Origin of the sequence: Alcanivorax limicola (assembly GCF_019931215.1) — a bacterium.
Lineage (GTDB): Bacteria > Pseudomonadota > Gammaproteobacteria > Pseudomonadales > Alcanivoracaceae > Isoalcanivorax > Isoalcanivorax limicola.
In genome coordinates this window covers 434,769-459,844 of record NZ_JAIOUB010000003.1, presented here as the reverse complement: position 1 = coordinate 459,844, position 25,076 = coordinate 434,769, and the positions used below count along the sequence as shown (strand labels likewise).

The 25,076-nt window shown below is 60.9% G+C and carries 24 protein-coding genes; 4 read left to right on the top strand and 20 right to left on the bottom strand.

Going from position 1 to position 25,076, the window contains the following annotated elements; genetic code table 11:
• Positions 1 to 304 precede the first annotated feature (304 nt).
• From minE to K8B33_RS12165, 8 genes are all read right to left on the bottom strand, one after another.
• Positions 305 to 565, bottom strand: a complete 261-nt coding sequence (minE, locus tag K8B33_RS12200; RefSeq protein WP_223426842.1) for a cell division topological specificity factor MinE — start codon at positions 563 to 565, stop codon at positions 305 to 307.
• Positions 565 to 1,383, bottom strand: coding sequence for a septum site-determining protein MinD (minD, locus tag K8B33_RS12195; RefSeq protein WP_223426841.1), 819 nt, complete (start codon positions 1,381 to 1,383; stop codon positions 565 to 567). The genes minE and minD overlap by 1 nt, the downstream gene beginning before the upstream one ends.
• Positions 1,384 to 1,475: 92 nt before the next feature.
• A complete protein-coding gene (gene minC, locus K8B33_RS12190) occupies positions 1,476 to 2,195 on the bottom strand; it encodes a septum site-determining protein MinC (protein WP_223426840.1) in 720 nt (239 codons plus the stop codon).
• Positions 2,196 to 2,415: 220 nt separating this feature from the next.
• The gene (gene adk / locus K8B33_RS12185) at positions 2,416 to 3,078 is read right to left on the bottom strand and encodes an adenylate kinase (protein WP_223426837.1); all 663 of its coding nucleotides are present in this window, start codon (positions 3,076 to 3,078) and stop codon (positions 2,416 to 2,418) included.
• Positions 3,079 to 3,199: 121 nt separating this feature from the next.
• Positions 3,200 to 4,231 (bottom strand): tetratricopeptide repeat protein, encoded by a 1,032-nt coding sequence (locus tag K8B33_RS12180; RefSeq protein WP_223426836.1) that lies wholly within the window; start codon positions 4,229 to 4,231, stop codon positions 3,200 to 3,202.
• On the bottom strand, positions 4,228 to 4,695 hold the full coding sequence (locus K8B33_RS12175; RefSeq protein WP_223426835.1) for a cytochrome c-type biogenesis protein: 468 nt from the start codon (positions 4,693 to 4,695) through the stop codon (positions 4,228 to 4,230). Before K8B33_RS12175 ends, K8B33_RS12180 begins: the two co-directional genes overlap by 4 nt.
• Complete coding sequence (locus K8B33_RS12170; protein ID WP_223426834.1) at positions 4,692 to 5,240, bottom strand: DsbE family thiol:disulfide interchange protein; 549 nt, start codon at positions 5,238 to 5,240, stop codon at positions 4,692 to 4,694. The genes K8B33_RS12175 and K8B33_RS12170 overlap by 4 nt, the downstream gene beginning before the upstream one ends.
• Entirely contained in the window at positions 5,237 to 7,219 is a 1,983-nt protein-coding gene (locus K8B33_RS12165; protein ID WP_223426833.1) for a heme lyase CcmF/NrfE family subunit, read from the bottom strand. Before K8B33_RS12165 ends, K8B33_RS12170 begins: the two co-directional genes overlap by 4 nt.
• A gap of 516 nt (positions 7,220 to 7,735) precedes the next feature.
• Between K8B33_RS12165 and fabA the strand changes: the two genes are divergently transcribed.
• Both fabA and fabB read left to right on the top strand, forming a co-directional pair.
• Entirely contained in the window at positions 7,736 to 8,254 is a 519-nt protein-coding gene (fabA, locus tag K8B33_RS12160) for a 3-hydroxyacyl-[acyl-carrier-protein] dehydratase FabA (RefSeq protein ID WP_223426831.1), read from the top strand.
• Positions 8,255 to 8,264: 10 nt separating this feature from the next.
• Positions 8,265 to 9,479 (top strand): beta-ketoacyl-ACP synthase I, encoded by a 1,215-nt coding sequence (fabB, locus tag K8B33_RS12155; RefSeq protein ID WP_223426829.1) that lies wholly within the window; start codon positions 8,265 to 8,267, stop codon positions 9,477 to 9,479.
• A 75-nt stretch (positions 9,480 to 9,554) separates the two neighbouring features.
• Here the strand turns inward: fabB and K8B33_RS12150 are convergent, their stop codons facing one another.
• Positions 9,555 to 10,640 (bottom strand): porin, encoded by a 1,086-nt coding sequence (locus K8B33_RS12150; RefSeq protein WP_223426826.1) that lies wholly within the window; start codon positions 10,638 to 10,640, stop codon positions 9,555 to 9,557.
• Positions 10,641 to 10,831: 191 nt separating this feature from the next.
• On the opposite strand from K8B33_RS12150, the gene K8B33_RS12145 reads away from it, so the two are divergent.
• Positions 10,832 to 10,981 (top strand): hypothetical protein, encoded by a 150-nt coding sequence (locus K8B33_RS12145; protein WP_223426823.1) that lies wholly within the window; start codon positions 10,832 to 10,834, stop codon positions 10,979 to 10,981.
• Positions 10,982 to 10,983: 2 nt separating this feature from the next.
• Here the strand turns inward: K8B33_RS12145 and K8B33_RS12140 are convergent, their stop codons facing one another.
• The 6 genes from K8B33_RS12140 to cysM form a co-directional block, all read right to left on the bottom strand.
• Positions 10,984 to 11,718 carry a putative porin gene (locus tag K8B33_RS12140; protein ID WP_223426821.1) on the bottom strand — a complete coding sequence of 245 codons (735 nt, stop codon included), beginning with the start codon at positions 11,716 to 11,718 and terminating at the stop codon, positions 10,984 to 10,986.
• A gap of 256 nt (positions 11,719 to 11,974) precedes the next feature.
• The gene (locus K8B33_RS12135; RefSeq protein ID WP_223426818.1) at positions 11,975 to 13,003 is read right to left on the bottom strand and encodes a porin; all 1,029 of its coding nucleotides are present in this window, start codon (positions 13,001 to 13,003) and stop codon (positions 11,975 to 11,977) included.
• Between the two features lie 138 nt (positions 13,004 to 13,141).
• Positions 13,142 to 13,939 carry a nucleoside triphosphate pyrophosphohydrolase gene (gene mazG / locus K8B33_RS12130; protein ID WP_223426816.1) on the bottom strand — a complete coding sequence of 266 codons (798 nt, stop codon included), beginning with the start codon at positions 13,937 to 13,939 and terminating at the stop codon, positions 13,142 to 13,144.
• 17 nt (positions 13,940 to 13,956) lie between these two features.
• Positions 13,957 to 16,209 (bottom strand): GTP diphosphokinase, encoded by a 2,253-nt coding sequence (gene relA, locus K8B33_RS12125; protein ID WP_223426815.1) that lies wholly within the window; start codon positions 16,207 to 16,209, stop codon positions 13,957 to 13,959.
• A gap of 63 nt (positions 16,210 to 16,272) precedes the next feature.
• Entirely contained in the window at positions 16,273 to 17,610 is a 1,338-nt protein-coding gene (gene rlmD, locus K8B33_RS12120; protein ID WP_223426814.1) for a 23S rRNA (uracil(1939)-C(5))-methyltransferase RlmD, read from the bottom strand.
• Between the two features lie 92 nt (positions 17,611 to 17,702).
• Positions 17,703 to 18,608, bottom strand: a complete 906-nt coding sequence (cysM, locus tag K8B33_RS12115; protein WP_223426813.1) for a cysteine synthase CysM — start codon at positions 18,606 to 18,608, stop codon at positions 17,703 to 17,705.
• A gap of 204 nt (positions 18,609 to 18,812) precedes the next feature.
• Between cysM and K8B33_RS12110 the strand changes: the two genes are divergently transcribed.
• On the top strand, positions 18,813 to 21,602 hold the full coding sequence (locus tag K8B33_RS12110; RefSeq protein WP_223426812.1) for a response regulator: 2,790 nt from the start codon (positions 18,813 to 18,815) through the stop codon (positions 21,600 to 21,602).
• Here the strand turns inward: K8B33_RS12110 and acpS are convergent.
• From acpS to rnc, 5 genes are all read right to left on the bottom strand, one after another.
• Positions 21,563 to 21,946, bottom strand: coding sequence for a holo-ACP synthase (gene acpS / locus K8B33_RS12105; RefSeq protein WP_223426811.1), 384 nt, complete (start codon positions 21,944 to 21,946; stop codon positions 21,563 to 21,565). The two genes, K8B33_RS12110 and acpS, sit on opposite strands and share 40 nt — an antisense overlap.
• A complete protein-coding gene (pdxJ, locus tag K8B33_RS12100; RefSeq protein WP_223426809.1) occupies positions 21,943 to 22,680 on the bottom strand; it encodes a pyridoxine 5'-phosphate synthase in 738 nt (245 codons plus the stop codon). Before pdxJ ends, acpS begins: the two co-directional genes overlap by 4 nt.
• A gap of 81 nt (positions 22,681 to 22,761) precedes the next feature.
• Positions 22,762 to 23,436: a DNA repair protein RecO gene (gene recO, locus K8B33_RS12095; RefSeq protein WP_223426808.1), complete on the bottom strand. Its 675-nt coding sequence runs from the start codon at positions 23,434 to 23,436 to the stop codon at positions 22,762 to 22,764.
• Positions 23,426 to 24,337, bottom strand: a complete 912-nt coding sequence (gene era / locus K8B33_RS12090; protein ID WP_223426805.1) for a GTPase Era — start codon at positions 24,335 to 24,337, stop codon at positions 23,426 to 23,428. The genes recO and era overlap by 11 nt, the downstream gene beginning before the upstream one ends.
• Positions 24,330 to 25,037, bottom strand: a complete 708-nt coding sequence (gene rnc / locus K8B33_RS12085) for a ribonuclease III (RefSeq protein WP_223426803.1) — start codon at positions 25,035 to 25,037, stop codon at positions 24,330 to 24,332. Before rnc ends, era begins: the two co-directional genes overlap by 8 nt.
• Positions 25,038 to 25,076 lie beyond the last annotated feature (39 nt).

Here is a 25,076-nt window from a genome sequence, read left to right as displayed (position 1 = left end):
ATATAAATTAGCCAACATTTATATGAAATAGAAAAAATATCCGATTTCGACCCGCTCAAGCCGCCAATGAGCCCCCGAAAATGATCACCGGGATTAAAACCTGTCGCATCTCTCTACCGAACTGATTACCCCGCAACACGGTTTTTCCTTTAATGCATTCCAGCGCATCACGCCTCTTTAATACCCCCTGAAGTGACAATATTCGTCACCTTTATTCGCCTCAGAGAACAACAGAAAGAAAAAAGGCGGTACAGCTTGTGCTGTACCGCCTTCGTGCCTGGCCGGTCTCTATTGTCCGCAGACGTCAGGTGTCCTGATGGTCCTGCAGGGTAATATTGAGTTCCAGAATTTCACATCCGGAATCCCGATCCACCTGCACATTCACCGACTCCGGCGATACCGGGACATATTTCCGCACAACCGCCAGCAATTCCTCCTGCAACTGCGGCAGGTAGTCCGGCCCACCCCGCATACTGCGCTCCCGCGCCACGATGATCTGCAGGCGTTCCTTGGCCACCGAGGCGGTGCGCTGCTTTTTCGGCAGCAGATAACTGAAAATGCTCATCACTGCCCTCCAAACAGACGGCCCAGCAGGCCTTTCTTGCCGGTTGTCAGGAAGCGATGCGGGAGATCTTCGCCCAGAAAACGGGCGACCGCGTCCAGGTAGGCCTGGCCCGCGTCAGAATCCGTGTCCAGGATCACCGGGCTACCGGCATTACTGGCATTCAGTACGGCCTGGGATTCCGGGATCACGCCCAGCAATTCCACCGCCAGGATTTCCTGCACATCTTCCACGGAGAGCATTTCCCCGCGCAGGACCCGTTCCGGGGAGTAGCGCGTCAACAACAGGCGCGCAGGAATATCGCCGCCGCCCTGCTCCGCGATGCGCGTCTTGCTGGCCAGGATGCCCAGCATGCGATCCGAATCACGCACACTGGACACCTCCGGATTGGTCACGACAACCGCCTCGTCAGCGAAGTAAGCCGCCATCAGAGCGCCTTTCTCGATACCCGCCGGGCTGTCACAGATGATGAAATCCATCGCCATGTCATCGCGCAGGGCATTGAGCACCTTCTCGACCCCTTCCTGGGTCAGCGCATCCTTGTCCCGCGTCTGTGAGGCCGGCAGGATGAACAGGTTATCCACCCGTTTGTCCTTGATCAGCGCCTGACGGATATTGGCGTCGCCATTGATGACGTTGACCAGGTCGTAGACCACACGGCGCTCGCAGCCCATGATCAGATCCAGATTTCGCAGGCCCACATCGAAATCAATCACGGCCGTACGGAAACCCCGCAGCGCCAGCCCGGTGGCCAGCGCCGCGCTGGTGGTGGTTTTACCGACACCACCCTTGCCGGATGTCACAACCACGATTTTCGTCACACATACTCTCCTTGGTAAGCATTTGGCCTTGGTAAGAAACTGGCCAACAGCGGCTGTCGGCCCTCATAAACGGATTGCCCGTAAACAAATTGTCAGCTGCGGCGCAGGGATGAGAACTGCATCACTTCGCCATCAAGCCCTATCTGTACCGCCTGCCCGCGGAATTCCTCGGGCAGATCTTCAGCAACCTGGTAATGCCCGGCAATGGAAATCAGTTCGGCATTGAGCTGCTGGCAGAACACCCGGGCGCTCGTGTCGCCACGCACGCCGGCGATGGCCCGCCCGCGCAGATTGCCATAAACATGAATGTGCCCTTCCGCCAGCAACTCTGCACCGGTGCCCACCGGCGCCAGCACAATCATGTCGCCACGGCTGTAGAGCTGCTGGCCAGAGCGCACCGGCTGATCCACCACCAATGTCTCTGCCCGGGGCTCGCGGCTTGCCGCCACTGGCGCCGCTGCCGGCTCAGCGTCTGCACGCACCGGTCGCGCGCTGGCGAGTGTCACCACCCCCAGGCCTAGCGCCCGGATTTCCGGCTCGGCCACGGCCGCAGACGCGGCCACCGCCACCAGATTCATGTCGCGGTCGCGCAACAGATCCAGAATCAGCGCCAGAGCCACCACCGATACGTCATCGCCGGGCAGGTCCAGCACGATAGGCACTTCACGCAGCCAGTCCGGCGACTGCGCCAGGCTGCGATCAAGCTGCTCGCGCAGTACATCGGCGTCCAGGGTTTTCAGATGGAGGACCGTCATCATCAACATGCGGCCCTTGAATTCGAGAACAGTATTTTCTTCGACAACAGCTGTCATGCCTGACCTGCGTTGGGAGTGGGTATAACGGATGGAACGCAAGCCTAGACCAAAGGTTCCCGGGGGAAAAGCAGGAAAACGTATTGGACCGGGTCATGCGGGCGTTTTCGCCATGCCGGAAATGTAAAAAAGTGAAGGCCAGTGCCATGTCCCACAAAAAAGGGCCTCGAAAGGCCCTTTTCATTGAACATCATCGCTGATGTTTATCACACATGACATGCTACTGCCTGGCACCCAGGCCATCGAAAATGCGATCGCGAATATCCTGCATGGAACCGACCCCGGGAATGCAGATGTACTTGGGTGCCGGGCCGCCTTCCGACTCAGCCAGCTTGCGGTAGAAATCCACCAGCGGGCGTGTCTGCTCCTGATACACGTCCAGCCGCTTGCGTACCGTCGCTTCCTTGTCGTCGTCCCGCTGTACCAGCGCTTCGCCGGTGACATCATCCTTGCCCGCCACCTTGGGCGGATTATGGTCTACGTGGTAAACCCGGCCGGAAGCAGGGTGCACACGGCGCCCGGACATGCGCGCAATGATTTCCTGATCATCCACCACCAGCTCGACGATGAAATCGATATCGATACCGGCATCCACCAGCGCCTGCGCCTGGGGAATGGTGCGCGGGAAGCCGTCGAACAGAAAGCCGTTGGCGCAATCCGGCTGCTGAATACGCTCCTTGACCAGCCCGATGATGATGTCATCCGACACCAGCCCACCTGCATCCATCACCTTCTTCGCTTCAAGACCAAGCGGTGTTCCGGCCTTTACCGCCGCACGCAGCATGTCGCCGGTGGAAATCTGCGGGATACCGTACTGTTCCATGATGAACTGCGCCTGGGTGCCTTTACCGGCCCCGGGTGCGCCAAGCAGGATGACGCGCATTGAATTCTCCATCTGTGGCCAGTGAGCAGCCTCGAAAACGCGCCACTTTACCCTGCCCACTGCCGGGCGACAAGCAGGCCGACCTCATTACATGGTCTAAGATGCCCCGGTGACGCAGGTTTCAGAGCGCGTCGCGACGCTGCAGCCTGACCTCTACCTCGCCACGGGAAAAGCCGACGTGGGGGGCATCAAACGGTGCCTGATCCACCCCCGCCGCCGGGGCCGGGTTGTAGCGGGCACCGGCAACCACCTCGCTGTCCTTGTCCGGATAGGCCTGCAGCCAGTCCTGGGCGCGCAAGGTCACGCGTACCGGGAAGCGCTCTGCCAATACCCGCCGCGCTGCCAGGGGCTGACCGGGCTCGGCCGGATCACGCAGAAATACAAACAACGAGCCCCCCGGCGGGACATCGCCCTCCGTGGTAACCCGGATGCTGACATCGGCAAAACGCTCGGCGCTGGCTTGCTGACTGCGAGCGAACGCCAGGCTACGCTCCAGCACCGACGCCGCCTCGCCCTCACCATGCCGCCGTAGCAGCTCGGTCCACGCCTCTTCTGCCAGCGGATAATCCCGGTTGCGGCTCGCGCCCATGCCCAGCAGCATCCAGGCACCATCATGTTGCGGCTGATCTGCGATCACGCCACGCAACAACGCCAGGGCTTCATCGCTCATCCGCCCCTCGCGCTCCTCTATCAGGTTCTGGGCCACCAGCATCCGCGCAGAAACACTCCCCGGCTGCCCGGCCATGGCCCGACGCCCGGCCTCCACCGCCATGTTGGGCGCGCCCAACTGCCCGTACAGCAGCCCCAGCGCATACCACCCTTCCACTGACGGCGAGATCACCAACTGGCGCTGCAACACACGCACCAGTGCAGCAGGCGGAATGTCCTGCGGCAGCGCCGCCGGCGGCTGCCCGGCGATCAGCTGTGAAGCCACCGGGTGCAGGGCCTGATAGTCGCCCAACCAGTCACCGGTATCCTGCTGATACCCCAGCCCGACATACACCACCACACCCAGCACCGGGGCGAGAATACCGCTCAACAGTATCGGCAGCGGCAGCGCCTGCCCTTCGCGGTGCGCCTCACGGGCCCACAGCCACAGCAACCACAGCACAGTCAGTACGACGAGGCCGGCACACAGGAGCAGCAGCTTCATTGGTTTACATCCTCTTCATTATCCGCAGCGGCGCCTTCTTTATCCGCCGCAGCGCTGGCCCGACGTAGCAACCGTATGACCAGAATACCGCCGGCCAGCAGCACAATGCCGGGGCCCAGCCACAGCAACAGCGTGGTGGCATCAAACGGCGGCCGATAGCTGACGAAATCGCCGTAGCGCTCACGGAAAAAATCCACAACCTCGCGATCCGTATGCCCTTCACGAATCATCTGGGCAGTTCGCGCGCGCATGTCACCGGAAATGTCCGCGTCAGAATCGGCAATGCTCTGGTTCTGGCACTTGGGGCAACGCAGTTCCTGGGTCAGGCTGCGAAAGCGAGCCTCCTGCTCCGGCGTATCAAACTCATAGACATCAATGGCCGCCAGCGCCAGCAGCGGTACGCTGCACAACAGCACCAGCCAGTAGCGCAGGGTTTGTTTCTTCAAGGCCGCACTCAGTATCATGGTGTACCCCCCTCCTGCGCCGCATGCTCTGTCATCAACGGCACAAATTTTTCTTCCCAGACGCGGGCGTTCACTTCACCGGCATGACGCAACAGAATCTTGCCTTCCGGGTTGATCAGAAAGGTTTCCGGGGCGCCGTACACGCCCAGATCCAGCGCCAGCGTCCCGCGCTTGTCCACCAGCACTTCCGTATAGGGATTACCCAGCTCAGCCAGATAATTGCGCGCCTTGTCGTCGTTGTCCTTGTAGTTCAGACCCACGATTGCCACGCCGGAACGGGCCAGCTCGATAAAATAGGGATGCTCTACATAGCAGGTGGGGCACCAGGTCGCCCAGACATTCAGCAGTGACCAGCGACCATTAAAGAGTGACTGATCGTAACTGTCCTGCGCCGATGCCAGCGCAGGCAAATCGAAATCCGGGACCGGGCGGCCCACCAGTGCGGACGGCAGGGTTTCCGTATCGCGCCCCAACCCGTCATTGAGCAGCAACGCCAGCGCAGCAAACACCGCCAACGGGATCAGCCCCCAGAGATAGCGCATCATACGAGCTTCTCCTGCGTGCCTGTTGCTGCCCCCGGCGCCGCCCCTTGAGAAGGCTTGCGATAACGCTTGTCCGCCACCGCCAGCATCCCGCCAAGCCCCATCAGCAGCGCGCCGCCCCAGATCCAGCGCACGCCCGGCTTGAAGTAGACCCGCACCGCCCAGGCGCCCGGGGCATCCAGCGGTTCACCCAGGGCCACATACAGATCCTGCAACACGCCGGGACGCAGCGCGACCTGGGTCATCACCTGCCCACCGACACGATAAGTGCGCTTTTCCGGATACATGGTGGTCACGGCACGACCATTGCGGGTCACTTCGAACACACCGCGAATGGCATCAAAGTTCGGCCCTTCGCGATGACCGATATCTGCAAAATGGAAATCGTAGCCCCCCACATTGACGGTATCACCGGGCACCATCCGCACATCGCGCTCGATCTCGTGGTGCGTCACCATGATCACACCCGCCACCAGCAATGCCAGACCGCAATGGGCCAGCACCATGCCTTTATAGCCCAGTGACAAACGGCGCAAGCCGCTGAAGAAACCCGCGCGGAACGCCAGTGCCTTGCGTATCACATCATCAATGTGCGCAAACACCACATAGGCCACCGCAATAAAGCCCAGTGTGCCCAGCCACGCCGTGCCACCCGGCAGCCAGCTCGCAATCAGGCCGCCGATAATGGCCGCAGGCACGAGCACGTAAAGGCGCTTCAACAGGGCATCCGGGCGCTGGGATTTCCAGCTGCTCAGCATCCCCGGCACCAGTATCGCCATCAGCAGCAGTGTCAGCGGCACAAAGAAGGCGTTGAAGTAAGGCCCACTGATGGAAATCCGCACGTTCATGGCGTCGCCGACCAACGGGAACAGCGTGCCCAACAACACCACCACCGTCGCGGTGAGCAGCAGTAGATTGTTGCCCAGCAAAAACGCTTCCCGCGACAGCATCTTGAAGCCGGACGTGCTGCGCAGGGACGGTGCCCGCAGGGCGAACAACGCCAACGAACCACCCGCCACGAGCGCCAGGAAAATGAGAATGAAGCGGCCGCGCTCGGGATCATTGGCGAATGCATGCACCGACGTCAGAATGCCGGAACGCACCAGGAAGGTGCCGAGCAGGCTCAGGGAAAATGTCAGGATCGCCAGCAGCACCGTCCAGGCCCGGAACATGTTGCGTTTTTCCGATACCGCCAGGGAATGAATCAGCGCTGTGCCCGCCAGCCATGGCATCAACGAGGCATTTTCCACCGGGTCCCAGAACCACCAGCCACCCCAGCCAAGCTCGTAATAAGCCCACCAGGAGCCCAGCGCGATACCGATGGTCAGAAAAGCCCAGGCAACGGTGGTCCAGGGGCGCGCCCAGCGTGCCCAGGCAGGATCGAGCCGGCCGGCCAACAACCCCGCCACCGCAAATGAAAAGGCAACAGAGAAACCGACATAGCCCATATAGAGCATGGGCGGATGCACAATCAGCCCGGGATCCTGCAACAGCGGGTTCAGATCCGCGCCGTCGATCGGGAACCAGGGGAGCGTGCGGTCAAACGGGTTCGAGGTGAACAGCATGAACGCCAGAAAGCCGATGCTGATCATGCCCATCACCGCCAGCACCCGCACCACCATGTCGCTGGGCACGGACCGGCTGAACCAGGCAACAGCGGCGCCCCACCCGGCCAACATCCACACCCACAGCAACAACGACCCTTCGTGACCGCCCCAGATCGCGGACAGGCGATAACCCCAGGGCATCTGGGAGTTGGAATGCCCGGCGACATAGGTCAGCGTGAAATCATTGAAGTAGAACGCGTAGCCGAGTGCGAACAGGGCGCCGGAGAGCAGTACGAGCTGCATGATAGCCAGCGGTCGCGCCGTGGCGATCAGCGCCGCATTGCCACGCCATGCCCCCACTAACGGCAATGATGCCTGCAACACGGCCAACGTCAGCGCCATCCAGACTGCAAAATGTCCCAGTTCCGCTGTCACGCATGCTCCTTGGGGGCTTTGCTCAGCCCGGTGATGTGCTTGCCGGGGCCCTGCGGGGCCACCGGGCTCAATGCCCGTCGAACGGCCCCTGCTATCAGCACGCTGCGCGGATAGCCTGAGCAGGCTTGGCGGGTCGGCGTGTACCAGCCAGACATCAGCACCATTGACACAGCGCCATTGCCTTGTAGTTCACCGCCTCGGGGGCCGCCTAGCTTGGTGCAAAACCCATTCTTTTTCAATCCCTTGCGCCACTGAAAGGCCGCTTTGGGGCGTGCTCTGCGACAATTTGCCGCAGGCCCTGTACCGGCCTTGTTGCAGCATGCCACGGCCGAAACACCCTGACATAATTCAACAACCTGCGAACCAACCCCTGTCACAGGCGCTTTGCTATGATACCCGCGCCCTGGTCAATGACACGTCGCCGGTGTTTCGCATGATTCACCACAGCGTCTGTCAGTATCAGAGGCAGCCCTTGTAACACCCGGCAAGACTTATTGTTAGGAGACACACAGCCCGATGACACAACGACAAAACAGCTACGACCGGGATGGCCTGCTCGCCTGCGCGCACGGCGAATTATTTGGCCCGGGCAATGCCCGCCTGCCTTTGCCCAACATGCTGATGATCGATCGTATTGCACACATCAGCGACACAGGCGGCCTCTATAACAAGGGTGAAATTCGCGCCGAACTGGATATCGATCCGGAGATGTGGTTTTTCAAATGCCATTTCGAGAGTGATCCGGTGATGCCGGGCTGCCTCGGCCTTGACGCGTTGTGGCAACTGGTCGGGTTTCACTTGGGGTGGCTGGGCCATCCGGGCCGCGGCCGTGCATTGGGCGTCGGCGAAGTGAAATTCTCCGGACAGATATTGCCCACCGCGAAGACAGTGACCTACCAGCTGAATATCAAGCGCATCATCGCCCGTAAATTGATTCTGGGCATGGCAGACGGCACCGTCAGCGTTGACGGGCGGGAAATCTATGCCGCCAAGGATCTGCGCGTTGGTCTGTTTACTTCCACAGAAGGGTTCTGAGGTACTGGCAATGAAAAGAGTCGTAATCACCGGTATGGGCATCGTCTCCTGCCTGGGCAATGATCCTGCCACCGTCACCACCGCACTGCGCGACGGGCGCTCCGGCATTCGTCTGAAAGAGGCATATCAGGAGCAGGGCCTGCGCAGTCACGTTGCCGGCTACCCGGACATCGACCTGGATGCCCTGATTGATCGCAAGGCGCGCCGCTTCATGGGCGACGCGGCAGCCTATGCCTATGTCGCCATGCAAAACGCCATCGCTGACGCTGGACTCACCGAGGAACAGGTTTCCAGCCTGCGCACCGGCCTGATCGCCGGCTCCGGCGGCGCTTCCGCCGCGAATCAGGTGGAAGCTGCGGATACGGCCCGGGAGCGCGGCGTCAAGCGCGTCGGCCCTTATATGGTCACCCGTACCATGGCCAGCACTGTTTCCGCCTGCCTGGCCACGCCCTTCCACATCAAGGGCGTCAACTACTCCATCGCTTCCGCCTGTGCCACCAGCGCCCATTGCATCGGCAGCGCCATGGAACAGATACAGCTCGGCAAGCAGGATGTGGTCTTCGCTGGCGGCGGTGAAGAAGAGCACTGGACCATGAGCGTACTGTTTGACGCCATGGGCGCGCTCTCCACCAAGTACAACGACACACCGGACAAGGCATCTCGCGCCTACGACGCAGCCCGGGACGGGTTCGTGATCGCTGGCGGCGGCGGCATGCTGGTGGTGGAAGAACTCGAACACGCCAAAGCCCGTGGCGCCAAAATCTATGCAGAACTGGTCGGCTACGGCGCCACCTCCGACGGCCTGGACATGGTCGCCCCCAGTGGCGAAGGCGCCACACGCTGCATGCAGCAGGCCATAGCCGGCCTGGACGGCCCCATCGACTACATCAATGCCCACGGCACCAGCACCCCGGTGGGCGATCTGGCCGAACTGAAAGCCATCCGCAACGTCTTCGGCGACGACATGCCGCCGATCAGCTCCACCAAGAGCCTCTCCGGGCACTCTCTTGGTGCAGCCGGCGTGCAAGAAGCCATCTACTGCCTGCTGATGATGCAGGAAGGCTTCGTGGCCGGCTCCGCCAATATCGACACACTGGACGACGCTGCCGACGGCATGCCAATCCTGCGCCAGACCGAGGCACGCCAGCTCAACCAGGTGCTCTCCAACAGCTTCGGCTTTGGTGGCACCAATGCGTCGCTAGTGTTCCGGCGTTATCAGGACTGAAATCTGCAAGCGCAATGAAAAGCTCGCACAAAAAAAGGCCCGCTGATGCGGGCCTTTTTCTTTCTTCAGGTTGTATCAGAAGCGATGTTCTGCACCGATACCGACCACTGCGAAGTGGCGGTCGCCATCCACTTCCTGACGTGTGGTGTAGATGAAGGTTTTGGTTTGCTGGCCAAGCATATAATCTGCGCCGAGCGTCGCCTGGCGCGCCTTGATATCAGTAGCGCGGAAATCCGTTTCGCCATACTGGGCTTTCAGTTTGATCATGTCGGTCAGCTCAAAGCCAGCGCTCAGCATGTAGGAGCGATTCTTGTTGTCTGAATCGCTGACATCCTCAGCCTGCTGAAGCAGAAGCCCGATTTCCAGAGCGTCCATGTTGATACCTGCCACTACACGATAGATATCGTTGCTCAGCCCGAGATCGAGGCTTGATATGCTGACACCCGTATCGGAATAGATGTCGTCATTGAGATAGAGACCGCTGACGTTCTGCGTGCCGAAGTTATTCTTGTCGTAGCCCACACCCGCATAGAAATCACCGAAATCGAGCATGGCGGATACGGAGAGCGTGTCGAACAACTTGTTGTTGGTGTTCCCGCTATCTGTTGCATCAGCCTGGTTCTCGGAAGCGACTGTCGCTACGGCGATCGTGAGCATATCTGCAATTTTCGGGGAGGTGTACTGGATGATATTGTCCGGGCGCCATTCGCCGGCAACAAGGTTCGCAGAATCACCGTAACGGATATCGCGGAACTGATCGACCTGGGCACCCATTGCGCGCAGCGGCGTATCAAAACGGCCAGCCTGCACCGAACCCAAGCCACCTTCCAGACCAAGGAAGCTGTTGCGCGACGTAAAGATATCCACGCCCGGCGCCAGTGCGCCCTCATCAACAAATACGCCGAACTCCAGCTGATAGAACCCGCGCAGCCCCGCAGTCAGGTCAGCACCGCCGCGAACACCAAAATAGGATTTATTCGAGTTCAGCTGGTAGGTACCGCCCTCTTCATCGTAACCAATACCACCAGGAACACCTGTTTCTTTACCGTCGAAATGGTCGATTGAAAGATTGATTCGCCCATACAGTTCAGTATTTGCGATCGCGGATACCGGGGCTGCGACAGCAGCGCACACAGCAATTGCAAGCAGCTTTCTTTTCATTTTGAGATCTCCCAGATATTTCTTGTGGTCCTCATCAATATTGATATCGGTACCTGCATACCGATGTTTCGAATGTATGACAAAATGATTTGTAACAAAAGACCTTCGTGTGGCTTTTTTGTTACGCGCATGAGCCGGAAAACGAGGGCAAGCACAGCGGATCAGGGTGCAGGGCAGGAGATGAAGCAGATGTGAAAAAGCGATTCAATGAAATTTTACAAATCCAGATCATCACCCTGAGCACTACAATAAAAATGCCCGCAGGTTTCCCGGCGGGCATTCTTACTGCAGACGGCTCTTGTGCTGTGACCAGCTCAAACCACCGTCACAAGATCACTTGATATCAGAAACGGGCAGCGACGCGCAGTGTAAACTCATCTACGCTGTCTTGCGTCAGATACTCGATTTCGCCGCTGATCGTCGGGGTTACAAAATAGCGTGCAGCAATACCGTACCGAGTCTTGACGCCACTCACATCCGATTCTGCCAACCGCAGGCCGGCGCTGAATTCGCGAGTGAAGTAGTAATCCCCGGCCAATGAGAACAGGTTATCGCCATCAGTGCTGGCAATGCCACCTTCCACGTTGATGAAGTTGTCACCGATCTGGCCAACGTACTTGGCGGCCAGGCTGATGGTTTCATCATCACGCTCGTCACCGTCTTCGTAACCCAGGCTGACCAGGAAATCATCACCTACCATATAACCGACGCGCAGCTCATAGCTGCTCTCATCATCAGAGTTGTCTCCGCTTTCATCCATATACGTCGCGGAGAGGTAAATATCGTCAAGCCAGAATTCGCCGCCTATAGCGAATCTATCAATATCAGCGTCATCACGGGTGGCGTAAAAGGCGGAGACGTTATTGTTACGTCCCATAAACGCGGCTTCCGCAAGAGGCCTGCCTGCCGTATTTACGGTCTCGAAATGGAAAGTAGCGTCAAGCTTGAGTGCGTGATCATCCCCGTCGAAATCGATGTAGGAAGCGCCGATCTCCACGTTGTAGTCTTGTGCCTGTACGACACCGGAAGCGGCAGAAAGGGCGGCGGCAACAGCCAAGGCAAGGTACGTCTTTTTCATTATGTAGTCCTTTGATGAGTCAATATCATGTCCGATTCAGCTACCTGACGTTCGCAGCTGAACTACGAATATATGGCGACATGACAGATATGTGAAGCCCCAATACAGTGCATGGCTGTCAACCCAGCTGTGTCGTGCTCCCTGATGGGGCGCACTGGTTCCACTGAAAGGATTCCAGAACAAAAAAAGCCCGGCGTAGCCGGGCTTTTAAAGTAAGCAGATACTAACAGCGCATCAGATTATGCGTGTCAGCCGTTCAGAAGTCGTAACGGAAGCCGACGGAGAGACCGCTGGCATCTTCACCTGCCACAGCGCCTGCACGAACAGTACGACCCTGCTGCCAGGGCGTCAGTGCAATATTATCGTCGTTCATCATCATCGCGTAGTTGGCGTATACGCGTACCGCGCTGTCCAGACGATGCTCGACACCCACTGCGACCAGATCAGAATCATAATCATCTTCATCTGTGGTGCGAGTCAGGTACATGCCACGCAGGGCGGTCTGGGAGGTCAGCTTGAACTCCGCACCAGCGCCAAAGGTATCGCTGTCCAGACGGTCGTCAACCACCTGTACATCGTCCTTGTAATCAACCATCTGGTAGAACGCGACCAGCTTCAGGGGATCCGTCAGCTGATAGGCAACAGCCAGACGCACTGCGTTACGCTCGCCGCGGCCTGTGTTCTCACCAAACGTCTCGTAAGCCAGTGCCGAATCAAAGCCGCCATTCTTGTAGGTTACAGACGCGCTGATACCGTCTTCCTTGGCGTCATCGCCATTTTCAGTTTCTTCATGCACAGAGTAGGCAATGTTGAACTGCAGGCCATCGAAGCTTGGTGTCTGGTAATGCAGGGTGTTCGGGTTCCGCTCATCGAAACGAGCCTGGCCAACCCGAGTCAGGTTACGCATGTCACCAACCTGAGCGTTGAACAGATCTGCCGGACCGCGGGCGCGTTTGAACGGTGAATCGAACTGACCGACACGGAACATACCGAAGTTACCGCGGAAGCCGGCAAAGGTATCACGGCCGGAGAATTCGGTGCTGCCCTGGTTGAAGTCGATCTGTTGCTCGATCTGGAAGATCGCAGTCAGATCACCGATTTCACGCTGGCCGCGAAAGCCCAGACGGGAGGAGTTGCTGGACACGTTGAGCTCGCTGTAGTCGGCCCCATCATCCAGATAATCCAGCGCAATGTTGGCACGACCGTATACGGTAATGTCTGCCATGGCAGCGACCGGCATGGCAACGATGGCCCCCACAGCAATGGCAAGCAGCTTCTTGTTCATTCAGATTCTCCCTCGATCAGGCTTCTGCAATCATTTATGACGCAGCAACATGCTGCGACTGGCGTGAATTATGGAAATCAAGGATGACCTTCAAGTTGCTGTTGTATGAAGTTTTTGTGAAGCGGGAACTTGTGCCGGTCAGGCGCCGCCACGGCGCTTGGCCTCACGCCACAGGGCGTCGAGTTGCACCGGGTCCTGCCCGGCCAGCGATGCGCCCTGCTCCGCGATGATCTGCTCCATCAGCCGGAAGCGCCTTTCGAACTTGTGGCTGGCGCCGCGCAGGGCCTGCTCGGCATCGGTGCGCAAGTGCCTTGACAGATTGACCACAGAAAACAGCACATCCCCCAGCTCATCGGTGATGGCGTCAGCCTCGCCAGCCGCCATGGCGGCTTCCAGCTCGTCCAGCTCGGCGCGCACCTGCGCCAGTACCGGTGTCACCTGATCCCAGTCGAAACCCACCCGGGAGGCCTTCTTCTGCAGCTTGGCGGCGCGCTGCAGTGCGGGTAGCCCGGCGGGCACGCCGTCCAGCTGGCTCTCTCGCACCTGGCCGTTGGCGGCCTGCTCGGCCACCTTGGTAGCTTCCCAGGTATCCTTGATCTCGGCCAGGGAGGCGCCCTGGCGGTCGCCGAAGACGTGGGGATGGCGGCGTACCATCTTGTCGATCAGCCCCCGGGTGACGTCATCGAAATCGAACAGGCCCTGCTCGCGGGCCATCTGCGCATGAAAGATCACCTGCAACAGCAGATCACCCAGCTCATCGCGCAGGCCGTCGTGGTCGCCCGCGGCAATGGCATCGGCAACTTCAAAGGCTTCTTCCACGGTGTAGGGGGCGATACTGGCGAAGGTCTGCTGCAGATCCCAGGGGCAGCCGTTCTCGGGATCACGCAAGCGCGCCATGACGGTGAGCATCTCTTCAATAACATGAGCGTCGGTCATAGCGTCTCCTGCGGGTATCACTTCTTGTAGCGGCGGACTTCCAGTACGCCGGGCAACTGGTCCATGCGCGCCAGCACCTTGCCCAGATTGCCCAGAGTCGATATCTCGATGGTCATCAGCATGGTCGCCGTGTTGTCATCCACATGGGATTCGGTATGCACCGCCGTCACATTGACGCGCTCATTGGCCAGTACCGACAACAGATCCCGCAGCAGCCCCTGGCGGTCCCAGGCGCGCACGTAGATGTCCACCGGGTAACTGATGCGGTCTGCATGCCCCCAGCTCACCTCGATCACCCGCACCGGATCATCGGCTTGCATGGCCAGCAGGTTGGGGCAATCGGCGCGGTGCACGGTGACGCCGCGACCGTGGGTGATGTAGCCCATGATCTGGTCGCCGGGAATCGGCTGACAGCAAGCGGCGATGTGCGTCAGCAGGTTGCCGACGCCCTCGATGGTGATGTCGCTGTCGCCGTCCTTGCGCAGGTCCTTGCCCGGCTTGCGCGGGATGAACTCCAGCTCCTGCTGGGTCTCGTCCGCCTCCAGCAGGCCCTGCACATGATTCACCACATGCGCGGGCCGCAGGTCCCCGGCCCCGAGCGCCGCGAGGACGTCTTCACCGGCCTTGAGGTTGAATTGCGGGGCCAGCTTGTCCAGATCCAGCTGCCCCAGCGCCAGGCGTGACAGCTCGCGCTCGAGAATGGCGCGGCCCTGACTGATGTGGGTGCTGCGATCCTGGCGCTTGAACCATTGCTGGATACGCGCCCGGGTGGAGGCGCTGTGCACATAGCCCAGCGACGCCGTCAGCCAGTCCCGGCTGGGGCCGCCCTCGCGGGTGGTGAGAATCTCCACCTGCTCGCCGGTGCGCAGGGTGTAGTTCAGCGGCACGATATGGCCGTTGACCTTGGCGCCCCGGCAGCGGTGGCCCACTTCGGTGTGAATCTGGTAGGCGAAATCCACCGGCGTGGCGCCGGCTTCCATATCCACGACATGGCCGTCCGGGGTAAAGACATAGACCCGCTGGCCGCGCTCCTGGGTACGGAAATCCTCGACCAGGTTGGTCAGGCTGGCTTCGCCCAGTTCGTCGTGCCATTCCAGCACCTGGCGCAGCCAGGCGATCTTGTCTTCGTATTCGATGCCCTTGCGGCGGGCGGCGCCTTCCTTGTAGCGCCAGTGAGCGCATACCCCCAGCTCGGCATCCTCGTGCATGTCGAAGGTGCGGATCTGCACCTCAAGCATCTTGCGCTCGGGGCCCACCACGGCGGTGTGCAGGCTCTGGTAACCGTTCTCTTTCGGGGTGGCGATATAGTCGTCGAATTCTTTCGGCACGTGCTGCCACAGGGAATGCACAATCCCCAGTGCGGCATAGCAATCCCGGACATCCGGCACGCGGATGCGCACCGCGCGCACGTCGTAGACTTCGTAGAAATCCAGATGCTTTTTCTGCATCTTCCGCCAGATGCTGTAGATGTGCTTGGCACGGCCATCCACCTGTGCTCCGTGAATACCGTAACGCTCCAGATGCCCTTTCAGGTCATCGATAACGCTCTCGATATACGCTTCCCGGTCCAGGCGCTTCTCGTCCAGCAGCCGGGCTATCTTTTTATAGGCACCGGGTTGCAGGTAGCGGAACGACAGATCCTCCAGCTCCCATTTGAGCTGGCCCACCCCCAGGCGGTGTGCCAGGGGTGCGTAGATGTCGAAGATTTCCCGGGCGACCTTGCGGCGGCGCTCTTCATCGGCATCTTTCAGTGCGCGGATGATGACGGTTCGCTCAGCCAGCTTGAGCAAGGCGACGCGCACATCGTCGACCATTGCCACCAGCATCTTGCGCACGTTATCCAGCTGCCCTTCCTGCTGGCCGAGCACCGGTTTGCGAGTGGGGTTGAGTACCGCACTGATGGCAGCCATGCGCAGCACACCTTCCACCAGCCGGGCGATGGTTTCGCCGAACTCGCGCTCGACTTCCAGGAGTGACAGGTGGCCTTCACGCACGGAGCGGTAGAGCACTGCCGCAGGCAGGATTTCGCCATCTGCACGCAGATCCGCCAGGGTCTCGGCCATTTCCAGGCCGATGCGGTAACAACCGATACCATAGGGCCAGCGGCGGCCGGCCTGGTCGCCGGCCTGTTCGCACTGGCGGGCACGCTCACAGGCCTGCTGCAGCAGGTCTGTATCGGGCAGTTGGCAGCGTTCGGCAACACTGGCCAGCCAGCTCGGCAGATCGGTGTACTCTCCGGCCAGCGGCGGCTGGCGGCGGACGGTAACCATGTTGTTCACTCCCTGCTGAAGGCGGGCAAGGCCAACGACGTCAGCCCGGCTCGCCCTCGAAAACTAGCGCCGCTCAAAGAGCGCCACGGACTCCACGTGGGTGGTGTGGGGGAACATGTCCATCACACCGGCGCGGGTGAGCTGGTAGCCCAGCGCTTTCAGTTCGCCGGCATCCCGGGCCAGTGTGGCCGGATTGCAGGAGACGTAAACCAGTTTCTGCGCCCCGAACTGGGGCATCAGGCGGACCATTTCAAGGGCGCCGCTGCGCGGCGGATCAATCAGCACCCGGTCAAAGCGCTCCGCGGCCCAGTGCTGGCCGCTGATATCCTGGCTCAGGTCCCAGGCATGGAATTCGATATTCTCGAGACCATTGAGGCGGGCATTCTCGTAGCCGCGCTCCACCATGGTCTCGCTCAACTCGACACCCACGACCCGGCCAGCGCGACGTGCCAGTGGCAGGGTAAAGTTGCCCAGGCCGCAGAACAGATCCAGCACCCGGTGCTGCGCGCCGACATCAAGCAAATCCAGTGCCAGGGGCACCATACGCTGATTGATCTCGCGGTTCACCTGGGTGAAATCGTTGGGATGGAACGCCAGGGTCATGTCCGAGGCAGGGTGAGAGAAATGCAGCCGTGAGGCGCCCTCCGCCGGCCAGATGCGATGCACCGTGGACTCATTGCCCGGTTGCAGGTAACAGTGCCAGCCGCGCTCGCGGCAGAAATCCACCAGCTGCTGCTGGTCTGCGGCACTCAGGGGTCGCATATGGCGAAACACCAGTGCCACGGCGTCATCGCCGGCGGCCACTTCGATCTGCGGGATATCGCGGCGGGCATCCAGCCCGTTCAGTAATTCGCGCAGGGCCATCAGCGCCCCGCCCACCTCCGGCACCAGCACCTCGCAGCGGCTGATATCGGCGATGAAATTACTGCGCTTCTCACGAAACCCCACCATGGCGGTCTCACGGGCATCCACATAGCGCGACCCGAGTCGTGCCTTGCCGCGATAGCCGGTCAGTGGTCCGGTCAGCGGCGCCAGCCATTGCTCCGGCGCCAGGCCACCAAAATGCTGCAATTGTTCTGCCAGCACTTGTTGCTTCATGCGCAGCTGCGCTGCCGGTGAGATGTGTTGCAGGCTGCAGCCGCCACAGATATCGGCATGCTGGCACGGCGGCTCGGCGCGATCCGGGGAAGGATTGCTGACCTCGGTGGCATAACCTTCATCGAAACGACGACGCTGCCAGCTGTAGCGGAACTGCACTGTTTCGCCGGGCAGGGCATTGGCAATAAAGGTGGTCTTGCCGTCAATACGGGCGATACCGCGCCCGTCGTGGCCGAGCGCCTCGATGACGGCGGGAAAGCTGCCCTCGGGCAGTGACTTGCGACGGCTGCGGCGGCGGCCCATCAGGACTGCCCCCGCGTCAACAGGGGGGTACGGGTCAAACCGGGGGTTGGGTACATGATGCTGATCCTGCTACTGCACGACGCCACACCCTGTCAGGGCGCAGGGGCATCGCGGTTGAAAACGCCGGTGGAGAGATAACGGTCCCCCCGGTCACAGATGACGGCCACAATCACGGCATTCTCGACCTCGCGGGAGAGCTGCAGTGCTGCGGCCACCGAGCCGCCGGAGGAGACGCCGCAGCAGATGCCTTCTTCCCGCGCCAGGCGGCGCATGGTCTCTTCCGCCAGTTGCTGGCTCATGTCCACCACCCGGTCTACCCGGCTGGCGTCGAAAATGCTCGGCAAATACGCTTTCGGCCAACGACGGATGCCGGGAATCTGGGCGCCATCGGTGGGTTGCAGGCCGATGATCTCGATCTCCGGGTTCTGCTCCTTCAGGTATTTCGACACGCCCATGATGGTACCGGTGGTGCCCATGGAGGCGATGAAGTGAGTAATGCGGCCGCCGGTATCCCGCCATATCTCCGGCCCCGTGGTTTCATAGTGCGCCAAGGGGTTGTCCGGATTGGCAAACTGGTCCAGCACCCTGCCCTCGCCACGGGCCTGCATCGCCTGGGCCAGGTCTCGCGCGCCCTCCATGCCCTCTTCCTTGCTCACGGACACCAGTTCAGCGCCGTAGGCGGCCATGGCATCCCGGCGTTCCTGGCTCTGATTGGCGGGCATGATCAGCCGGATGGCATAGCCGCGCATGGCGGCGGCCATCGCCAGGGCGATGCCGGTATTCCCGCTGGTCGCCTCGATCAGCCTGTCACCGGGGCGAATCTCGCCGCGCTGCTCGGCCCTGAGGATCATGTTCAGCGCCGGGCGATCTTTCACCGAGCCTGCGGGGTTGTTACCCTCGAGCTTCACCAGCACGGTATTGCTGGTCTCACCGGGCATGCGCTGCAGCCGCACCAGGGGGGTATTGCCGACGGTTGATTCAATGGTTGGGTAGCTCATGTGCGCAATTGTAGGGACACGGGGCCGCCGCCGCTAGCGGTGTCTGTCGGCAAGGTATCTGTCGGCGAGGTCCGTAACGAATGTGCACTCTGCCTGTGCCGGGGATGAAGCCGCGGGCGTGGCCATGCATAATGCGGGACAGACTCTGGATGCGGCACAGCTCATGCAGCACAACATGCGGCACAACCATGCAGCACAACAACAATGACTGATATCAATCTGCGCACCCGTATTCTGCTGCTCACGGCGGTGCCGGTGGTCATTGCCGCGCTGACGCTGGGCGGCTACGTGCTGGCCAGCCGCCTCAGCGAGATTCGTGACAATACCCATAACCTGCATCGCCTGATTCTCGACAGCTACGCCGCCCGCCTGCAGGCGCTGGACGCCAGTGATCTGCACGGCCATCGCACGGTCATGCAAGCGCTATTGGAAGAACAGGACGTGCGCGCGGCGACGCTGCGCCAGGGTGATCAGGCGTATCACACCGGCCCGCGCATGCGCCCGCTGGCCAGCGATGATCTGACCTTCAGCAGCCTGGCGCCGGACACGCATATCCTGCCCGCCCGGGACACCTGGCGCTGGCGCCGCCAACTGCAAGCCGAACCTGAGCGAGTGCTGGAAATCGAGTTCTCCGGCGCCCGCCAGCGCATTGAAATGCTGGAAACACTACTGACACTGGTGCTCAGCACCCTGACCATTATCGGGCTGGCATTGATCCCGGCGCTGCGTTTCAGCCGCCGGATGACGGCGCCGATGACCGCGTTCACCGATACGCTGCAAAAAATCCGTGAGGGCAAACTGCACAGTCGCGTGCACACCGGCGCCGGTGGCGAGCTCGGCCAGCTTGAACGCACCATCAATGCCATGGCCGCCGCGCTGGATGAAGCACAGGCCGAACTGCAACAGAATGTCGATCAGGCCACTGAAGATCTGCGCGAGACGCTGGAAACCATCGAAATCCAGAACATCGAGCTGGACATGGCGCGCAAACAGGCACTCAAGGCCAGCCAGATCAAATCTGAATTCCTGGCCAACATGAGCCATGAAATCCGCACACCGCTCAATGGCATCATCGGCTTTACCCGTCTGCTGCTACGCTCCGACCTGAGCCCGCGCCAGCGTGATTACCTCAGCACCATTCGCAAGTCTTCCGAGGCCCTGCTGTCGATCATCAACGATATTCTCGATTTCTCGAAAATCGAGGCCGGCAAGCTGAGCCTGGATCGCGTGCCGCTCAACCTGCACGATCTGATCGAGGAAGTGCAGACCATGCTGGCCCCGCTGGCTCAGGAAAAAAGCCTGGAACAGGCCGCCATCATCTACTCGGATGTGCCGCTGCAATTGCTCAGTGATCCGTTGCGCATTCGTCAGGTACTCACCAACCTGGTCAACAACGCCATCAAGTTCACCGACCGCGGCTCGGTGGTGGTGCGCGCCATGCTGGAAGAAGAGCGTGAGCATATGGCCACCATCAAGGTGGCGGTCACCGATACCGGCAGCGGCATTACCGATGACATGCAGAAAGAGCTGTTCAGCGCCTTTACCCAGGTGGACCAGAGTTCAGTGCGACGCATGGGCGGCACCGGCCTCGGGCTGGCGATTTCAAAGCGGCTGGTGGAGGAGATGGGTGGTGAGATCGGTGTGGAGAGCGCCCCCGGACGCGGCTCCACCTTCTGGTTCACCCTGCGCGTGGAAATCGATGAACATTCGCCGGTCACCGACAGCTTCCGCGCCTTTCGCGGCACCTCGGCGGTCTTGATCGAGCCCAACGAACACGCCCGGCTGGGGCTGTACCACATGCTGCGCGCCTGGGGCATCGAGGTCATCACCCTGCAGGCCCTGGACGCCCTGCTGCCGCTGCTGGATCAGGATGCCTTGCCGGACGCCAATGTATTTATCGTCGGCATGCCGCCGGGCCACGATCAGGACGCGCTGGTCAAGCGCACGGTGGCGCAGCTGTGTGGCGATCATCAGCGCGCGCTGGTGGTACTGTGCAACCAGGCCGACCGTCTGAGCCGGCAGCTGCCTGATTTCCAGCACCTCAATCGCGTGCTCGGCAAGCCGGCCACGCGCATGCGCCTGTACGACGCGCTGCTGGAACTCAGCGGTCAGGAAAAGGAGGTACGCGGACAACGCATCGGTGATGGACGCCCGGCCATGGATCTGGACGTCATGGTGGTGGACGATCACCCCGGCAACCTGCGGCTGGCCCAGGTCTTCCTGGAAGAAATGGGCGTGCGTGTATGTGTCTGCAACAGTGGCGCGGAAGCCGTCGCGGCCTTTGCCGACAAATTGTTTGATCTGATATTCATGGATATCCAGATGCCGGAGATGGACGGCCTGCAGGCAACGCGCGAAATCCGCGCCATGGAGCACGACAAGCGGCATACTCCCATCGTCGCCCTCACGGCCCATGCCATGGCCAGCGAGCGCAAGACGCTGCTCAAGGCGGGCATGGACGACTACCTGTCAAAACCGGTGAACGAAGGCCATCTGCGCCACATGCTGGAAAAGTGGGTGGTGCGCAATACGCCCGCCGGCAACCTGCTGCGATCCGCCGAAATACTGGATGTCGAACCTGCAGCAGCACCGCAGGAACCGGAAGGGCCTATAGCGGAGGCTGCGCTGACCGAGGGCGCCCCGCCAGTGTTCGATGCAGCACTCGCACTCACCCGTTCCGGGGACCGCCCTGCGCTGGCGCAGGAGCTGCACACCATGCTGATAGACAGTCTGGGCCAGGAAGCACCGCGCATCAGCACCCAGGCCGAAGCGCAGAACCTGGATGCGTTACTGGAGAGCGTGCACAAACTGCATGGCGCCACCCGCTACTGCGGCGCACCCCGGCTTGAACTCGCGGCGCGCCTGTTGGAGGAAGCGTTGAAGACCGGCGCAGACACGCAAACGCGGGACCAGGCAGTAACCCGCCTGTTGATGGAAATCGAAACCCTGCAGGCTCAGGCGCCGGATTCGATTATCGCGAACGACAAGACATAATCCTTCTCATCGCTGATGGACACATGGGTGCGGCAGCCGCCCATGTGTTCCAGCCGCGCCGCGCCAGCGCCGAACCAGAAGACTTCAGGCCGCCCCAGCTCATCCGGCAGTACCGCGATATCACGCCAGCTCAGCCCCCGACGCAGCCCGGTGCCCAGCGCCTTCAGCAAGGCTTCCTTGGCAGCGAAGCGCTTCGCCAGCCAGCGCACCGGGTCCTTGTGGGCAGCCCAGATACGCAGCTCGTCCTCATGCAACAGCCGCTCCGCCAGCGAGGCGCCACGGCGCTCACAGGCAGCGGCCATGCGGGCAACCGCCACCAGATCCGTGCCGACGCCGACAATCATGCCTGGCCCGCCGCGCGATCTATCAACGTGCGCATGCTGCGCACCGCTTCATCCAGGCCGGTGAGCACCGCCCGCGCAATAATCGCGTGGCCGATGTTCAGTTCATGGATGCCCGGCAGCGCCGCGATATCCTGCGTGTTGTGATAATGCAGGCCATGCCCGGCGTTGACGATCAAGCCATTTTCCTTGGCCAGATCCAGCCCGGTGTGGATACGACGCAGCTCGCTGAGTCGCTCCGTTTCATCGGCCGCCTCGGCATATTGCCCGGTGTGCAATTCGATAGCGGCGACACCGCACGCCACCGCTGCTTCGATCTGGGCGGGCTCGGCGTCAATGAACAGGGATACCTGGATGCCGGCGTCATTGAGGCGTGCGCAAACGTCTTTCATTGCGCTGAGATTACCGACAACATCGAGGCCACCTTCGGTGGTCAGTTCTTCCCGTCGTTCCGGCACCAGGCAGCAATGCGGTGGCCGCAACCGGCAAGCAATACCCACCATTTCCTCGGTAGCTGCCATCTCCAGATTGATGCGCGTCTGCGCGGTCTGCATCAGCAGCGCCACATCCCGGTCGTTGATATGGCGGCGGTCTTCACGCAGGTGCACGGTAATGCCGTCGGCACCCGCCTGTTCCGCGATCAGCGCGGCCTGCACCGGCTCCGGATACATCGTACCGCGCGCCTGGCGCAGTGTGGCTATGTGGTCGATGTTGACGCCGAGAAGAACGCGTTGCATGTGAATTACCCTGTGACACGGTTTATGTACCACAAGTATAAACCCTCAGCGCGCCCCGGGTCGTGCGGAGTTGAAACAGGATCAACGAAACAGTTCGCGGCTCATCAGCGGTTTGCTGCCCAGATGCGGGGCCAGGGCGGCACGCAGCAATTGACGCGCAGTACGCCTGGCGCTGTCGTGCCAGGCATCGGCAGCGATAGCCAGCAAGTCATTGCCGGGCCAGCCCTCGCGCGCGGGCAGCAGACCCTGATGGGGATCAAGCTGATAGGTGCCATCGGCGCGCACCGGGGCACCGTTTGCGTCCTGCTCCAGCGCCAGCCCATATCCGAGCACGTCCAGCAGCGTGAGCTCAAAACGCCGCAGCAGGACATCCTGGGGCACGCCATCCTGCGCCAGCGCACTCAGCGTGACCACATAGGGTGAGAGCAGTTCGGGGTGCGGATCGAAGCGATGCAGCAATCGGGTGAGCAGTTCGTTGAGGTAAAGGCCGCAAAATAATCCGCGCCCGGTCAATGGCAGCGCGGGGCCTTCCGCTTCGCAATGTCCCAGCGTCAGCAATTCTCCGCGCCCGTGGAAGTCGGCTCGCAACGGGCGGAACGCCTGTAACAGATGATTTTTCCTGCCACTGCGTGCTACGGCACCGATGCGCCCACGGCGCTCACCGAACAATTCGAGAATCAGACTGGTATTACGATACGGCCGGGTGTGCAGCACCCAGACCTGTTCCAGGCCACCACTGTCGCCGTCAGTCGTCATAACCCAGCGAACGCAGCGCACGGGAATCATCCGACCAGCCGGAACGGATCTTGACCCAGAGCTGCAGCATTACCTTGCGGTCGATCAGCGCTTCTATGTCATGCCGCGCTTCGGTGCCTATCTTCTTGATGCGATCACCGCCAGCGCCAATCAGGATCTTTTTCTGGCCGCGCCGCTCCACCAGAATGGCCGCAGCGATATGCGTCACCTTGGGGGAGTCCTCCCACAGCTCTACCTCGACGGTGATCTGGTGCGGCAGCTCTTCGCCGAGCTGGCGAAAGACTTTTTCGCGAATCATTTCTGCGGCCATGAAGCGCAGGCTGCGATCAGTAATCTGGTCCTCGCTGTACCAGAAATCGCCTTCCGGCAACCGTTTGGCAATGGTCGCTTCAAGCATGTCGAGATTATGGCCGCCCAGCGCTGACACCGGCACTACCTCGGCAAAATCGAGTTGCGCGCTGAGCTTCTGGATGTGCGGTAGCAGTACCGCTTTGTCTTCCAGATTATCAATCTTGTTGATCACCAGAATCACCGGCACTTCGACGCGCGCCAGCAGTGCCAGCACATGCTCGTCGGCCTCGGTCCATTTGGTGCTGTCGACCATGAAGCAGACCAGGTCCACATCCGCCAGTGCCGTGAGCGCGGCGTTGTTCATGCTCTTGTTCAACTCACGCTGGGCGTCCTGGTGAATGCCAGGCGTGTCGGCAAACACGATCTGGTAATCATCCCGGGTGAGAATGCCATGAATACGATGGCGGGTAGTCTGGGGCTTGCGCGAGGTGATGCTGATCTTCTGCCCGATCAGGTGATTCATCAGCGTGGATTTACCCACGTTGGGGCGGCCAATGATGCTGACTACCCCGCAACGGCGAGCGGGCGTGGTGGATACTGCGTCAGTCATTCTGCCTGTCCTCGGAATATTCGGTTTCCAGCCACGTCAGCGCCAGCGTTGCCGCCGCCTGCTCGGCCCGACGACGGCTGGCGCCGCTGGCGGTAAACGCCTGGTCGTGGGCCGCCAGCTGGCAGCGCACTTCAAACTGCTGTTTCGGCGCCTGCCCGTGCACGGCCATGACGTCATACTCCGGCACCGGCTTCTGCCGCGCCTGCAACAGCTCCTGCAGACGTGTCTTGGCATCCTTGCCGCTGCTCTGGGGGGATATTTGCGTCAAGCGACTGGCAAACCACACCAGCACCCTTTCACGGCAGGCTTCCGCACCGGCATCCAGCACAATAGCGCCAATCACCGCTTCCAGCGTATCTGCCAGAATGGAATCACGCCGGTGGCCACCACTTTTCATCTCGCCGGAACCGAGCACCAGGCAGCTGCCCAGGTCCAGTTCGCGGCCCACTTCAGCCAGTGTCTGTCCCCGCACCAGTGCGGCACGCATGCGTGTCAACTGGCCTTCGGATGCGTCAGGGAAATGGTCAAACAGCCAGCGCGCGATAATCTGCCCGAGTTGGGCATCGCCCAGAAACTCCAGACGCTCATTATTACGCTGGCGATGTGCGCTGCGATGGGTCAGGGCCTGCTGCAACAGAGTGCTGTCTGAAAACACATGACCCAGACGATTGCTGAGACGGGAAAGTGCCAGCTCATTCATAACGGCATATCCGTGACTGATCGCTTTGCATCAGTCAGT

Excerpts from the sequence above, each read along its gene's own strand:
- recO (WP_223426808.1), bottom strand. The coding sequence starts at position 23,436 with ATGACGACTGACGGCGACAGTGGTGGCCTGGAACAGGTCTGGGTGCTG.
- rnc (WP_223426803.1), bottom strand. The coding sequence starts at position 25,037 with ATGAATGAGCTGGCACTTTCCCGTCTCAGCAATCGTCTGGGTCATGTG.
- K8B33_RS12110 (WP_223426812.1), top strand. The coding sequence starts at position 18,813 with ATGACTGATATCAATCTGCGCACCCGTATTCTGCTGCTCACGGCGGTG.
- K8B33_RS12170 (WP_223426834.1), bottom strand. The coding sequence starts at position 5,240 with ATGATGCGCTATCTCTGGGGGCTGATCCCGTTGGCGGTGTTTGCTGCG.
- era (WP_223426805.1), bottom strand. The coding sequence starts at position 24,337 with ATGACTGACGCAGTATCCACCACGCCCGCTCGCCGTTGCGGGGTAGTC.
- K8B33_RS12135 (WP_223426818.1), bottom strand. The coding sequence starts at position 13,003 with ATGAACAAGAAGCTGCTTGCCATTGCTGTGGGGGCCATCGTTGCCATG.
- K8B33_RS12140 (WP_223426821.1), bottom strand. The coding sequence starts at position 11,718 with ATGAAAAAGACGTACCTTGCCTTGGCTGTTGCCGCCGCCCTTTCTGCC.
- fabA (WP_223426831.1), top strand. The coding sequence starts at position 7,736 with ATGACACAACGACAAAACAGCTACGACCGGGATGGCCTGCTCGCCTGC.
- minC (WP_223426840.1), bottom strand. The coding sequence starts at position 2,195 with ATGACAGCTGTTGTCGAAGAAAATACTGTTCTCGAATTCAAGGGCCGC.
- minE (WP_223426842.1), bottom strand. The coding sequence starts at position 565 with ATGAGCATTTTCAGTTATCTGCTGCCGAAAAAGCAGCGCACCGCCTCG.
- acpS (WP_223426811.1), bottom strand. The coding sequence starts at position 21,946 with ATGATTGTCGGCGTCGGCACGGATCTGGTGGCGGTTGCCCGCATGGCC.
- cysM (WP_223426813.1), bottom strand. The coding sequence starts at position 18,608 with ATGAGCTACCCAACCATTGAATCAACCGTCGGCAATACCCCCCTGGTG.
- K8B33_RS12175 (WP_223426835.1), bottom strand. The coding sequence starts at position 4,695 with ATGATACTGAGTGCGGCCTTGAAGAAACAAACCCTGCGCTACTGGCTG.
- fabB (WP_223426829.1), top strand. The coding sequence starts at position 8,265 with ATGAAAAGAGTCGTAATCACCGGTATGGGCATCGTCTCCTGCCTGGGC.
- rlmD (WP_223426814.1), bottom strand. The coding sequence starts at position 17,610 with ATGGGCCGCCGCCGCAGCCGTCGCAAGTCACTGCCCGAGGGCAGCTTT.
- K8B33_RS12150 (WP_223426826.1), bottom strand. The coding sequence starts at position 10,640 with ATGAAAAGAAAGCTGCTTGCAATTGCTGTGTGCGCTGCTGTCGCAGCC.
- adk (WP_223426837.1), bottom strand. The coding sequence starts at position 3,078 with ATGCGCGTCATCCTGCTTGGCGCACCCGGGGCCGGTAAAGGCACCCAG.
- mazG (WP_223426816.1), bottom strand. The coding sequence starts at position 13,939 with ATGACCGACGCTCATGTTATTGAAGAGATGCTCACCGTCATGGCGCGC.
- relA (WP_223426815.1), bottom strand. The coding sequence starts at position 16,209 with ATGGTTACCGTCCGCCGCCAGCCGCCGCTGGCCGGAGAGTACACCGAT.
- K8B33_RS12180 (WP_223426836.1), bottom strand. The coding sequence starts at position 4,231 with ATGAAGCTGCTGCTCCTGTGTGCCGGCCTCGTCGTACTGACTGTGCTG.
- pdxJ (WP_223426809.1), bottom strand. The coding sequence starts at position 22,680 with ATGCAACGCGTTCTTCTCGGCGTCAACATCGACCACATAGCCACACTG.